General features: G+C 60.7%; 11 protein-coding genes. 7 read left to right on the top strand and 4 right to left on the bottom strand.

Going from position 1 to position 13,504, the window contains the following annotated elements:
- Position 1 precedes the first annotated feature (1 nt).
- Positions 2–973 carry a GDP-mannose 4,6-dehydratase gene (gmd, locus tag PspR84_RS29265; RefSeq protein ID WP_160060015.1) on the bottom strand — a complete coding sequence of 324 codons (972 nt, stop codon included), beginning with the start codon at positions 971–973 and terminating at the stop codon, positions 2–4.
- Positions 970–1,884: a GDP-mannose 4,6-dehydratase gene (locus PspR84_RS29260; RefSeq protein ID WP_160060014.1), complete on the bottom strand. Its 915-nt coding sequence runs from the start codon at positions 1,882–1,884 to the stop codon at positions 970–972. Before PspR84_RS29260 ends, gmd begins: the two co-directional genes overlap by 4 nt.
- A 427-nt stretch (positions 1,885–2,311) precedes the next feature.
- Between PspR84_RS29260 and PspR84_RS29255 the strand changes: the two genes are divergently transcribed.
- The 6 genes from PspR84_RS29255 (at position 2,312) to PspR84_RS29230 (ending at position 10,613) form a co-directional block, all read left to right on the top strand.
- Complete coding sequence (locus tag PspR84_RS29255) at positions 2,312–3,889, top strand: glycosyltransferase (RefSeq protein ID WP_238785186.1); 1,578 nt, start codon at positions 2,312–2,314, stop codon at positions 3,887–3,889.
- Positions 3,883–5,184, top strand: coding sequence for a glycosyltransferase (locus PspR84_RS29250; RefSeq protein ID WP_160060012.1), 1,302 nt, complete (start codon positions 3,883–3,885; stop codon positions 5,182–5,184). The genes PspR84_RS29255 and PspR84_RS29250 overlap by 7 nt, the downstream gene beginning before the upstream one ends.
- A complete protein-coding gene (locus PspR84_RS29245; protein WP_160060011.1) occupies positions 5,181–6,335 on the top strand; it encodes an acyltransferase in 1,155 nt (384 codons plus the stop codon). The genes PspR84_RS29250 and PspR84_RS29245 overlap by 4 nt, the downstream gene beginning before the upstream one ends.
- A complete protein-coding gene (locus PspR84_RS29240) occupies positions 6,329–7,168 on the top strand; it encodes a class I SAM-dependent methyltransferase (RefSeq protein ID WP_160060010.1) in 840 nt (279 codons plus the stop codon). Before PspR84_RS29245 ends, PspR84_RS29240 begins: the two co-directional genes overlap by 7 nt.
- Before the next feature lie 135 nt (positions 7,169–7,303).
- Complete coding sequence (locus PspR84_RS29235) at positions 7,304–8,488, top strand: DUF3142 domain-containing protein (RefSeq protein WP_160060009.1); 1,185 nt, start codon at positions 7,304–7,306, stop codon at positions 8,486–8,488.
- On the top strand, positions 8,475–10,613 hold the full coding sequence (locus tag PspR84_RS29230) for a hypothetical protein (protein WP_160060008.1): 2,139 nt from the start codon (positions 8,475–8,477) through the stop codon (positions 10,611–10,613). The genes PspR84_RS29235 and PspR84_RS29230 overlap by 14 nt, the downstream gene beginning before the upstream one ends.
- On the opposite strand, the gene PspR84_RS29225 is transcribed toward PspR84_RS29230, so the two are convergent.
- Positions 10,610–11,239 (bottom strand): LysE family translocator, encoded by a 630-nt coding sequence (locus PspR84_RS29225; protein ID WP_160060007.1) that lies wholly within the window; start codon positions 11,237–11,239, stop codon positions 10,610–10,612. The two genes, PspR84_RS29230 and PspR84_RS29225, sit on opposite strands and share 4 nt — an antisense overlap.
- Positions 11,240–11,383: 144 nt before the next feature.
- On the opposite strand from PspR84_RS29225, the gene PspR84_RS29220 reads away from it, so the two are divergent.
- Entirely contained in the window at positions 11,384–11,857 is a 474-nt protein-coding gene (locus PspR84_RS29220) for an Lrp/AsnC family transcriptional regulator (protein ID WP_160060006.1), read from the top strand.
- 128 nt (positions 11,858–11,985) lie between these two features.
- On the opposite strand, the gene lpdA is transcribed toward PspR84_RS29220, so the two are convergent.
- Complete coding sequence (gene lpdA, locus PspR84_RS29215) at positions 11,986–13,386, bottom strand: dihydrolipoyl dehydrogenase (RefSeq protein WP_160060005.1); 1,401 nt, start codon at positions 13,384–13,386, stop codon at positions 11,986–11,988.
- Positions 13,387–13,504: the final 118 nt, after the last annotated feature.

Below are 13,504 nucleotides of genomic sequence, written 5' to 3'. Positions count from 1 at the left end.
CCTACTCCTTGGCGACGCGTTTCATGTCCGCATCCATCATCATGCGGATCAAGGTATCCAGGTCGGTTTTCGGCTTCCAGCCCAGCACGCGCTGAGCCTTGGCCGGATTGCCGAGCAGCACTTCGACTTCGGCCGGGCGGAAGAACGCGGGGTCGATCTTCACGTAATCGCGGTAGTTGAGGCCGACGTGATCGAAGGCGATGCGGCACATTTCCCGTACGGTGGTGGTGATGCCGGTGGCGACCACAAAATCGTCAGGCTTGTCTTGTTGCAACATCAGCCACATGGCTTCGACGTAATCACCGGCAAACCCCCAATCACGTTTGGCGTCGATGTTGCCCAAGGCCAGCTCCTGCTGTTTGCCTTGTTTGATGCGTGCGGCGGCGTCGGTGACCTTGCGGGTGACGAACTCGATGCCGCGCAGTGGCGATTCATGGTTGAAGAGAATGCCGCTGCTGGCGTGCAGGTTGAAGCTTTCGCGGTAGTTGACGGTGATCCAGTGGCCGTACAGCTTGGCCACACCGTAAGGGCTGCGGGGGTAGAAGGGTGTGTTTTCGTCCTGCTGCTCAGCCTGGATCAGACCGAACATTTCACTGGTCGAAGCCTGATAGAAGCGGGTGTGCGGGCTGAATTGACGGATCGCCTCGAGCAGATGGGTAACGCCCAGGCCGTCGACGATGCCGGTGGTCACCGGTTGATCCCACGAGGCGGCGACAAAGCTTTGCGCGGCGAGGTTATATACCTCGTCCGGCGCCGACTTGATGACCGCACGCTGCACCGAGCAGGCATCGGCCATGTCGCCATCGAGATAAACGATGTCGGCTTCGACACCCATCTCGCGCAGGCGCCAGCGCGAATCGCTGCTGCGTCGTGCTACCAGGCCATGAACCTTGTAGCCCTTGTCGAGCAACAGTTTGGCCAGATATGCGCCGTCCTGGCCAGTAATCCCTGTGATCAGTGCACTTTTAGTCATTCTTGTTTTACTCGCTTCTCCCAGTCGGACAGGATCGCCCGCAGGGATTGTTGTGTTGTGATTTCAGGCGTCCATCCGGTGATCCGGCTCAGCTTGGTATGACTGCCGCAAACGCGGCGCTGGTCGGCGCGGCGCATGCGTGCCGGATCTTGAACCAGTTGCACTGGCGCTTCGGCCAGATCGGCCAGTTGTTCAATCAGACTGCGGATGCTCTGCTCCCGCCCTGAGCAGATGTTGTAAACCTGTCCCGGTACACCTTTCTCCAGCAGCGCGAAATAGGCCGAAATCACATCGCCGACATCGAGGAAATCCCGCGTTACGTCGATATCGCCGACTTCCAGTTGCGGGGCTTGCAGGCCCTGTTTGATGCGATTGATCTGACGGGCGGCACTGGCGATGACGAAACCTTCTTTCTGTCCTGCGCCGATGTGGTTGAACGGCCGCGCGACGAGCACCGGCCAGTCCTCACTCAAACCCCATTGCAGGCTGAGAAACTCGGCCGAGAGTTTGCTCACCGCATACGGATTGCGCGGGCAGGGCGCTTGTTGTTCGGTGATCGGCAGATCGCTTTCGCTGACCTGGCCGTAAACGTCGCCGGAGCTGACGTACAGGAAGGTGCCCTGAAAACCACGGGCCTTGAGAGCCTGCAACAGATTGAGGGTGCCGAGCAGATTGATGTCGAAGGTCCGTGCCGGGTCGCGGAAGGCTTCGGGGACGAACGTCTGGCCGGCCAGATGAATGACCGCGTCAGGCATTTGCGGCCACAGGTCGACAAGGCTGTCTGGAGCCGTCAGGTCGTAACGTGAAGCTGCAGGCAGCAGTTCCCACGCAGAGTCAGGCGAGGCCAAACGTGACTGAATATGTTGTCCAACGAATCCACTGAGACCCGTGACGAACAGACGCTTTTTCAAACAGCGACCCCTTGGTCTTGGTTTTCGCAGCACTTCCTACAGGCTTTAGAGAAGGGTCTGTCAGACCGGTTGGAAAAAACCGCTAAGACGACAGGCGAAAACGTTGTTGTAGTTATTTGCTGTCAATCTGTGCCAATTGCCGAGCAATTTCAACTGGCCATACCGTGACTGGTCAGTTCTCGTCAGCGTAGCGGATTTATTCTCGCCGGGCGGTTCACGAATACCTGACGGATGTGTTTAGAATGCCCTTCGTCGCCAAATCCCGAGCTTTGATTCGAGAACCGCGACGCAGGGTGAAACCGACCACTAAAACAAGAACGAAGACGTACCCGATGACGAAGGACGAGGGCCTGCCATGCCGACTCGATCCAGCGCACGGCCGTCATAGCATGAAGGTACCGGGATGGCGCCTTCATCGTGGGATGCCATGAATTTCATTCTTTACTCGGACGTCAATGACAGTTCCATCGGCCAGAGTCTCGGCCGTCCGGAATACAGTTATTACTTCGTGCTCAAGGCCTATCGCCCGGTGCTGGAAAGCCTTGGGCGCGTGCACGTGGTCGCGTCCACCGCCGACGTCGATCCGCTGTATCGACAACTGCTCGCCGCTGGCGAAGACAGCCTGTTCCTGTCGTTCACTCCGCCGCAGAAAACCCCGGTCGACCTCGAATGCCCGACGGTGTGTGTGGTGGCCTGGGAGTTCGACTCGATTCCTGACGAACAGTGGGACAACGACCCGCGTCAGGACTGGACGCAGATGCTCGCTCGCCATGGGCGGGTTATCACGCTGTCGAGCCACACCGCTCGAGCCATTCGTCGTGCCATGGGCGAAGACTTCCCTGTGCTGGTATTGCCCACGCCGCTGTGGGAAAACTTCGCGGCGATCCGTCAGCAGACACTGGGTGCGCCAGTCAATCCAGGCACCACGCTGGCGATCAAGGGCTGCATTTTCGATACTCGCACCCTCGGCCTCTGCGCCGATGCACTGATCCCGACACCGATCACGCCGGAAGAAGAAGCCGCGCTGGCGGCCGAAATCGAAGCCGCGCGTCCGCCACCGCTGACCCTCCAACGCCGCTTCGTCATTGCCCGGCATTACCTGCGTCTATGGGTGCTGGATCTGGGACACGAGCAGGCAGAACCGGTGCCACGGGTGAAGTTTCTCTACAACTGGTATTGGGAAGGCATTCGCGATCTGGTGCCAGATACGCTGCACGGCTGGCTCGAACAACGCTTGCCGGCGGTGTGTGGGCCGCTGCCGGTCCCCGTCGTCGAACCGGTGACGCTGAACTTGCCGGACACCACTTCGGTGGTCGAAACCACGGTCGACGGTGTGGTTTATGTCACCGTGTTCAACCCCAGGGATGGCCGCAAGAACTGGCATCAACTGATCACCGCATTCTGTTGGGCGTTTCGCGAAACGTCCGACGCGACGCTTGTGTTGAAGATTACCCAGAACGATCTGGCTTCCTATTACAGCGAGTTGATGACATTGCTTGCGCAACTCACGCCGTTCGCCTGCCGGGTGGTGGTGATGCACGGTTATCTCGACGACACGCAGTACGCCAGGCTGTATCAGGCCGCAAGTTTCTACGTGAACGCCTCGCGCTGTGAAGGCCTGTGCCTGCCGCTCATGGAGTTCATGTCCAGCGGCACACCGGTGATCGCCCCCGATCACACGGCGATGGAAGACTACATCGATGACGCGGTGGCATTCGTGATCAAGTCCAGCGAAGAGCTGACGATCTGGCCGCAGGACACGCGCATCATCTACCGTACTTTGCGCTATCGCCCGGACTGGGGCTCGCTGAAACACGCCTACGAAAACAGCTATCGGATGGCCAAGACCCAGCCACTGGATTATCAGCAGATGTCGGCGGCCGCCATCGAACGCATGCACGATTACTGCGCGTTCGCCCCGGTGCAAAAACGCATGGCGGACTTTTTCGCGCTGGCCTCCGATGCTGCCGATGTCGCGCCCGTGACGGATAACGCCTCATGCTGATCATCATTCATTCGGAAACCAACCAGCACACCATCGCGCAGAACCTCGGGCGTTCGGAGTACAGCTATTACTTCGTGCTCAAGGAGTACCGTCCGGTGCTCGAACGGCTCGGGCGGGTGGTGGAAGTGCTCGATCCGCAAGCCGAGGTCGATGCGCTGTACCTGGAATGCCTGAGCCGTGGCGAGCCGTGTGTATTTCTGTCGTTCTCGCCGCCGCATCGCACCCCGGTGCACCTGGCGTGTCCGACGTTGCCGGTGTTTGCGTGGGAATTCAGCACCATCCCCAACGAGCCGTTTGCCGGTGAACCGCGCAACGACTGGCGCACGGTGCTGGCAGCCTGTGGCGCAGCGATCACCCATTCCAATTACACGGTCAACGCCGTGCGCGAAGCGATGACGGATGACTACCCGATCGTTGCGGTGCCGGCACCGGTGTGGGATCGCTTTGCGGCCCGTGGCGCGCAGTTGCAGGGGCAAACCTCGACGGGGCCGCTGCGCCTGACTATCAAAGGGCTGGTGGCGGACAGTCGCAAGCTCGACTTGAATGCCTTTGGCCCAGCGCATCTGCGCAGTGGTGAGGGCATCGATTTCACTGCGCCGGTCACCGAGCAAGGGCTGTTGCTCGACGGCGTGGTGTACACCTCGGTGTTCAATCCCGGCGACGGGCGCAAGAATTGGGAAGACATGCTCAGCGCCTTCTGTGTCAGTTTCCGCGACGTCGAAGACGCCACGCTGGTCCTCAAACTGACCCATCACGATGCCGAAGAAGCGCTCAGCGACATCCTCCATCACCTGTATAAAAACCAGTCCTACCGTTGCCGTATCGTGTTGATCTACGGCTATCTCGCCGACCCGGATTACGAGCGTCTGGTGCAGGCCACCCGTTATGTAGTCAACACCTCGTATGGCGAAGGCCAGTGCTTGCCGCTGATGGAATTCATGTCCTGCGGCAAACCGGCGGTGGCACCGCGCACCACGGCGATGATCGATTACCTGAGCGCCGACAACGCCTTTCTGATCGAGTCCACGGATGAACTCACCGCCTGGCCGCACGACCCGCGTCGAGCCTTTCGCACCTTGCGTTACGTAACCAACTGGGCGTCGTTGTGTGAAGCCTACAAGGCCAGTTACGACGTGGCGAAAAACCACCCGGCGCGTTACGCACAGATGTCGGCGCAAGCCGTCAGCAGTCTGCAAGGTTTCTGCAGTCAGGCCGTGGCCGAACAACGCTTACAGGTGTTCCTCGCGCAATTGTTCGAACAACGCGCAGTGGCCATGGAAGCCCCTGAAGCATGACCAGCAAACGGATCATGGACATTGAAGTCCTGCGCGCGATTGCCGTGTTGGGCGTGTTGTTCCACCACATGCAGGGCAGCCTGTTCACCGACCCGGTGCCGTTGCTGGAGAAGATTCATGGCTGGGCGCAGCCGTGGTGGGGCGTCGATCTGTTCTTTGCGATCTCCGGTTTTGTCATCGCCCGTAGCCTGATCCCGACGCTGCAAGGCTGTACGACGCGGCAGGAATACTGGCAGGAGACCCGAAATTTCTGGCTGCGCCGGGCGTTTCGCTTGTTGCCGTCGGCCTGGTTGTGGCTGGCGCTGATGCTGCTGGCCTGCGTGTTTCTCAATCGCTCCGGGGCGTTCGGCACGCTGAGCGCCAACTTGCAAGCGACGCTGGCCGGGGTGCTGCAGTACGCGAACTTTCGTTTTGCCGACAGCTTCTTTCATTACGAATACGGCAGCAGTTTCGTATATTGGAGCCTGGCGCTGGAGGAGCAGTTTTATCTGCTGTTCCCGCTGTTGATTCTGCTGTTTCGCCGGCGTCTGGTCTGGGCATTGCTGGCGCTGGTGGCGGTGCAGATTCTGACCGTGCGCACACCGTTGCTGATGGTCGTGCGTACAGACGCGCTGGCCCTCGGCGTGCTGTTGGCGATGTGGAGCGCGCAGCCGGGTTATCAACGCTGGCAGCCGACCTTCCTGCGTCGACCGTGGGCCGGAATTTCGGCGTTGATCGCCATCGGATCACTGTTGAGCTTCATGGCCACTGACCGTTTCACCTTTGCTCCTTACCGCATCGGCTCGATTGCCGTACTCGGCGCCTTGCTTGTGTGGATCGCTTCGTACAACCGCGACTACCTGATGCCTGCCGGTGCTGTGCAGCGTGTGCTGGCGTGGGTCGGCAGTCGCTCCTACGGTATGTACCTGATCCACATTCCGGCCTATCAACTGGTACGTGAACTGATCTTCCGTTTGCAGAGCGCCGGTTTGCCCAGCCCCGCCGGGCATCCGATCGTCACACTGCTGCTGGCGTTCGGCCTGATCGTGCTGCTCAGCGAACTGAATTATCGCCTTATCGAAATGCCGATGCGCAACCGTGGCGCTGCGCTGGTCAAACGCCTCGGCACGTCTCGAACCGCCATCCCATCCTCTGGAGCTACCTCATGCTGAGCCTTTTGAAGAAACTCACGGCGGGCACGCCTGCTCCGGTCGCCGCGCAGCCTGTCGTGGCGGTCGCCGAGAAGACCGATCCGTACATGCTCGGCCTGCACGATGCGATGCTCAGTGGCTGGTTCAACCAGGAAACCGGCGAGCTGTTCAAAGGCTTTCCGGTGACCGCCGCCGACACCTTGCTCGACGTCGGCTGCGGTGATGGCGGCAATGTGCACTTCTGTGGCATGCGTGGGGCGAAGATCATCATTGCCGATATCGACGGAGCGAAGGTCGAAGCGACCCGTCAGCGTCTCAGCGATACGCCAGCGCGGGACATCGAATGCCACGTCACCGACTGCAATCCACTGCCGATTGCCGACGGCACGGCCACGCGTGTGGTCTCGACGGAAGTCATCGAGCACGTCGACGACCCGGCGCAGTTCCTTGCCGAACTGGTACGCGTCGGCAAGCCGGGGGCCCTGTACCTGCTGAGCGTGCCGCACCCAAGCTCCGAAGACCTGCAAAAAGACATCGCCGCGGCCGAGTATTTCCAGAAGCCCAACCACATTCGCATCATCAGCGAAGAACAGTTCAAGGCGATGGTCAGTGAAGCCGGGCTGGAGGTCATCAGCCACAGCCAGTACGGTTTTTACTGGTCGATGTGGATGTTGCTGTTCTGGGAAGCCAAGGTCGACTTCAGCAACCCGGATCATCCGTTGCTCAATCACTGGGCCGACACCTGGCAAGCGGTGCTGGACTCGCCGCGTGGCGCGCAGATCAAACAGGCGCTGGATGCGGTGGTTGCGAAAAGCCAGGTGATCATCGCCCGTAAACCCGCCGCCCCCCTGTAGGAGCTGCGGCACGCTGCGATCTTTTGATCTTGATCCTGAAAAAAGATCAAAAGATCGCAGCCTCGTTTCACTCGACAGCTCCTACAGGGTTTTTGTGTAACCTTGCAGCCTTGTGGTGTCAGGGGGTTGGAAGGTATGCGATTTATTGTGGTTCTGTTCTTGGGCATCTTGCTTGTGGCTTGCAAGCAGCAGGACGCTCCGCCCCTCGACCAACAACTCTACATCTGGCAACGTCAATGGACGCCGGCCCACGAGGCGGCGCTGCGTGACAGTCGCCAGGATTTCTCAACGCTACGCGTCCTCGCACTGCAAGCCTTTCCAAATGCCGGATGGAGCAGCGCGCGAATCGATGCGCCGTTATTGAAAGCCGATGGTCGTCCGTTGATTGCGGTGATTCGTCTCGACGGACAACTCAAGTCGCTGGATCAGGATCAGGTCACCGCGCAGATTCTGCAGGTGCTAGCCGACTGGCAGGCGCAAGGCCTGAGGCTGAGCGGCGTCGAGATCGATCACGACGCCGGTAACGCACGCTTGCCGGCCTACGCTGAATTCCTCAAACATCTGCGCGTGGCATTGCCGACGGACATCCCGCTAAGCATCACCGCGCTGCCAGCCTGGCTCGATAGTTCGCAATTGCCCGTACTCCTGCAAACCGTCGACAGCAGCGTGTTGCAAGTCCACGCCGTCAGTGACCCGCGTCGAGGGCTCTTCGATTCCGATCAGGCGTTGAAGTGGGCCAAGGCCTGGGCGCGAATCACCGATAAACCTTTTTATCTCGCGCTGCCGGCTTACGGCGTGGCGCTGTTACCGGATGACGGCGGGGCGCCAGTGGTGGAAAGCGAAGTGCAACTTGAGCGGAGCGGTGAGCGCCAGGAATTGCTCGCCGATCCGCTGCAATTGAGCCAACTCGGCAAGGCCTTGCGCGAAGACCCGCCGGCGCATCTGGCCGGGTTGATCTGGTTTCGCTTGCCGCTGGCCAATGATCGCCGTGCCTGGAGCCTGACCACCCTGCGCGCAGTCTCCCGTGGTGAGCAACTCGCCAGTCAGCTCGGCGTGGTGTTGAGCGAATACAACGGTCTCTACGACATCAGACTCGACAACCCTGGCAACCTCGACAGTGCCTGGCCCGCACGGATCACGCTGAAAGCGCAAAGCTGTGAAGGCGCTGATGCGCTCGCCGGTTACTCGTTGCAACAAAGCCCGGATCTGCTTACCTTCACCCGCCTGCGCGACGGCCGCATGCCGGCGGGCGGACAACGCGCCATCGGTTGGGCGCGCTGCGCACATATTGATCAAGGAGGTTCGCATGTTGACCCGTAACTGGCCCCGCCATCTGCTCTGCCTGAGCCTCTGCTTTCCGCTGGGTTCGGCGCTGGCCTGCGGGCCGGATTTCCCCATGCGCCTGCTCGACAATCGCGGGCAGACCCTCGCAGATCTGCCTGAGGGCAACTTCAACTTCGAGCTCAGCCGCCTCGGCAAAACCATCGCCGGGCTGAAGAACGTCACCGCGGCGACACACAATCCCAATGATATGTACGGCGAGGAAAACGCGGCGGCCGAGTCTCGGGAAATCGCCGAACAAGCCGGCCTGAGCGCCGAGCAACAAGCGTTGGTCAAACAGCTGCGCGGCCTGACCGATGCGCGTCAGGTCGAGGCGCAGGGTGCCAGTCTGCCAGCGGAAATCCGTTTGTACGTCGCCGGCGCGGTGGCGTTTGCCACGGGCGATCATCAACTCGCCATCGCTTATTTCGACAAGCTGCTGGCGCTGCCGGCGGATCAGCGCGCGTTGCGCAGTACCTGGGCGGCGTATTCTCTCGGGCGTACCTGGTTCGCGATGAGCAGCGAAGCCGCGGATGCGGTCGTGTCGCTAGAGCGATCGCGTGATGCCTTCCGCCAGGCCCGGCAACTGAGCATCGACGGTTTCAGCGATCCGTTGGAGTTGGGTGTTGCCAGTCTCGGTGAAGAGGCGCGGGTGTTGCGCACGGCGGGCGACTGGAACGGCGCCATCGAATTGTATGAAGCACAGAACCTGCACGGCTCGGCCGTGGGTTACACCTCGCTCAAGCAATTGATGAATGAACTGGCGGAGCTGCCCGAGGCCGAACTGGCCGAGCTGCTGCAGCACAAAGCCGTGCAGCAACTGGTCACGGCATCGTTGGTAAGCCGCCAGGGCTGGTCGTTTGGCGATGAGCCGCCGAACGAGAAGAAACTGGTCAAGCTGCTGCAAAACAGCACCCGTGGCAGCCTCGATAATGCTGATCGCCTGGCGGCGATGAGTTATCAACAGGGCGATTACGCCGGAGCCAAGGCTTTTCTCGAGAACGCCGGCGACGGCGGACTGGCGTGGTGGCTACGGGCGAAACTGGCGGTGCGTGACGGCGATAAAAATGCCGCGGCTGCGGCCTATTCGAAAGCCGCGCAAGCTTTCCCGCAGAGCGAAGACTGGGGTTACCGGCGCACACCGGACTGGGCGTATGAAACCGTTCAGCCGAAGTGCCGGGTCGAAGGTGAAAGCGCGATTCTCGCCTTGCAGCGCGGCGAATACCTGCAAGCCTTCGTGCAGTTGTATCGCAGCAACAGTGTCTACTGGTTCGATGCCGCGAGCGTGGCCGAGCGCGTGCTGACGGTCGATGAGCTGAAAAAATACGTCGACGATAACGTCCCGGCTCCGCCCGCGCTGACACAGCAGGAGCGTGACAACTACGTGCCGTTGCCGGTCGCTGCCAGCCTGCGCAATCTGCTCGGCCGGCGTTTGCTGCGTGAGGGGCATTACGCCGATGCGGTCGCTTATTTCGACAATCCCGACCTGCAAAACAAGGCCCGACTCTACGGCGAACAACGGCTGAAGGCCGATGCTTCGTGGTGGCCGACCAAACGTGCGAGTGCGCTGTACAACGCCGCGTGGACAGCTCGCGAGTGGGGCATGGACATTCTCGGTTACGAGATGGCGCCGGACTACGCCACGTTCGGTGGCAACTACAGTCTGGAAAGCACGGAGCTGAAAGTCGGCCCGCTGGTAAGCGAGGCCGAAGTGCAACGTCAGGCCGCCAGCGAAGCGAAACCGGATCAGCGCTATCACTACCGTTTTGTCGCCACTGCGCTAGCCGGGCGCGCCGCAGACAATCTGCCGCACACCAGCCAGGCGTTTGCTGCTGTACTGTGCAACGCCGCCGGCTGGAACAGCAGCCTGGAAGATCAGAGCGCGCTGTATCAGCGCTACATCAAGGAAGGCCCGTTCGTACCGTGGGCGGTGGACTTCGGCAATCAGTGCCCGTACCCGGATTTCGAAAACGCCGACAAGCGTTACGTCACCCAGGTAACCGATGCTGTGCGCTCGTCGCTGCGGCCGTACAAGTGGCCGGTGCAGATCGGTGCGGTTGTGCTGGTCGCGGCCGCTGCGTTGCTGTTCATCAGCCGTCGCCAGCGCAAGGCCCGCAAAGGCTAAGCCTGCTGGACGAACGTCAGGCGCACGGCGAAACCGATCAGCAGGCTGCCGAACAGCCATTGTTGTACACGTTGGGCCGTTGGACTGTGTTGCAGCCAACGACCCAGCGCGGCGCCGGTGAGGGCGTAGGCGCTGTCGAACAGCAGGCCGACGCCGACCAGCAGCATGCCCAGCACGGCGAACTGGCTCAGCACCGCTGCGCCTTCATTGACGATGAATTGCGGTAGCAGCACCGAGCAGAACAGTAACGCCTTGGGATTGAGCAGGTTGGTCAGCAAACCGCGTCTGACGGCTTCGCGCCAACGCCCGTGGGAATCGCCAGGCTCGCCAGTATTCAGGTTCGGCAGCAGATTGCTGCGTAGGCATTGAATGCCGATCCACAACAGATACGCCGCCCCCGCCAGCCGCACTACCTCGAATGTCCACGGCGCAGCCTTGAACAGCGCGGCCAGCCCCAATGCCGCCAGCGCCACGTGACAACCACGGGCAATGCCCAAGCCAATAGCGGTGGCCAGCGCCGCGCCGCGTCCCTGCCGGGCACCAGTTTGCAGCAGCAGGATCATGTCCGGGCCGGGCAATAGATAGACCACCGCCAATGCCAGGAAAAACAGCCAGAAATTCGCCATGTTGCCGCCCTTTCGTTGTCGATTCGGTGCGCCAAGTCTAGAGCCGAAGGGTAGGGCAGGTGCTTGCGTAGTCCGCTTCAAAAACCTTCTTGATTGGCATAATCTGCTGGTTTCCCATTGCACGACTATCGGGGTCTGCCAAAAATGAAAATCGATGCCTTCGATCGCAAGATTCTCGCGGCCCTGCAACGTAACGGGCGCCTGAGCAATGTCGAGCTGGCGGATGAAATCGGCCTGTCGGCCTCGCCGTGCCTGCGCCGGGTGCGGATGCTGGAAGAGGCCGGGGTGATTCGCGGTTATCAGGCCAATCTCGATCGCGATGAAGTCGGGCTGGGACTGACGGTGTTTGTCGGGGTCAAGGTCGAGCGGCACAACGATGCACAGGCCGAGGCGTTTTACACCGCAGTGACGGCGTTGCCGGAAGTGATCTCGGCGTTTCTGGTGTCGGGAGAGTCGGACTTTTTGCTGCAAGTGGTGGTGCCGGATCTGCGTGCGTACGATCGCTTTCTCAGCGGTTGCCTGCTGAAGCTGCCGGGGGTGAGTGACATCCGCAGCAACTTTGCGATTCACACGGTGAAGACGCCGGGGGCGTTGCCTCTCGGACATCTTCCGCTATAGACCGAGTCGCATCCTTCGCGAGCAAGCTCGCTCCCACAGTGACCGCGCTCTTTCAGGCGTATCGCGGTCGAATGTGGGAGCGAGCCTGCTCGCGAAAGCGCTGGGGCAGCCAATAAAAATTCCGAAACCTACATCTGCGTCGCCATCCCTTCGACATTCATCGCCGCCTGGCGCAACGCCTCTGACCGCGTTGGATGCGGATGGCACGTCAACGCAATGTCCTCCGCCGAAGCACTGAACTCCATCGCCACACAAAACTCGCCAATCATTTCACTCACGCTCGGACCGACCAGGTGAACGCCGAGTACTTCATCGGTGCGCTCATCAGCGAGGACTTTGGCGAAACCTTCGGTCTCATGGTTGATCTTCGCCCGGCTGTTGGCGGTGAAGGGAAACTTGCCGACTTTATAGGCACGGCCCTCGGCCTTGAGTTGTTCTTCAGTCTTGCCGACGCTGGCCAGCTCCGGTCTGGTGTAGATCACGTTGGGGATCAAATCGTAATTGACCTCGCCGGCCTTGCCATGGATCTGCTCGACGCAGGCCATCGCTTCGTCTTCAGCCTTGTGCGCGAGCATCGGCCCGGAGGTCACATCGCCGATCACCCAGACTCCGGCGGCTTCGGTGCGGTGCTGTTTGTTGGCGAGCATGCCGCGTTTGTCGGTGCTCAGGCCGACGTTCTCCAGACCGAGGCCCTGGGTGTACGGGCGACGACCGATGGCCACCAGCACGTAATCGGCTTCCAGCAACTCGGCAGTGCCGCCAGCGGCCGGCTCGACGCTGAGTTGCACACTGTTGGCGGAAGCGGTGGCGCTGGTGACTTTCGAACTCAACTTGAACGCGATGCCCTGTTTGCTCAGTGAGCGTTGCAGGGTTTTGCCGGCCTCGCCATCGACGCCCGGGCAGATGCGGTCGAGGTATTCGACCACGGTGACCTGCGCGCCGAGGCGCCGCCACACCGAGCCCAACTCCAGGCCGATCACACCGGCACCGATCACCACCAGGTGTTTGGGCACTTCACTCAGGGAAAGCGCACCGGTCGAATCAAGGATACGTTTGTTGTCGATCTCGACGCCCGGAAGGGGAGTGGGCTCGGAACCGGTGGCGATGATGATGTCCTTGGCGGTCAGTTCGACTTTGCCGCCCTGATCGTCGGTCACCGTGACCTTGCCCGGGCCGTCGATGTGGCCCCAGCCTTTGATCCAGTCAACCTTGTTCTTGCGAAAGAGAAACTCGATGCCTTTGGTCAGGCCGGTCACGCTCTCGTCTTTCTGTTTCATCATTTGCGCGAGGTTCAGCGTCGGTTTGACTTCGATGCCGAGATTGGCGAATTCCGCACCCATCGCCGCCTCGTACAGCTCCGAGGCATGCAACAGGGCTTTGGACGGCATGCAACCGACGTTCAGGCAGGTGCCGCCCAGCGTCGCACGACCTTCCACACACGCGGCCTTGAGGCCCAACTGGCCGGCACGAATCGCCGCGTTATAGCCTCCGGGGCCGCCGCCCAGAATCACCACGTCATAGTTGCTCATGAGCTTGCTCCTGATGGATGAATGCGGATCGCTAAAAGTAGTTCTGAATAAAAATTACGAACGTAATATGTGCGTTTCCAGGCATTTCGGTCAAGGCTTCAGGCAAGCGACAGGTTGG

This window comes from Pseudomonas sp. R84 (genome assembly GCF_009834515.1).
Taxonomy (GTDB): Bacteria; Pseudomonadota; Gammaproteobacteria; order Pseudomonadales; family Pseudomonadaceae; genus Aquipseudomonas.
The sequence above is the reverse complement of the archived record's forward strand: the minus strand, read 5'-3'. Positions and strand labels throughout refer to the sequence as shown.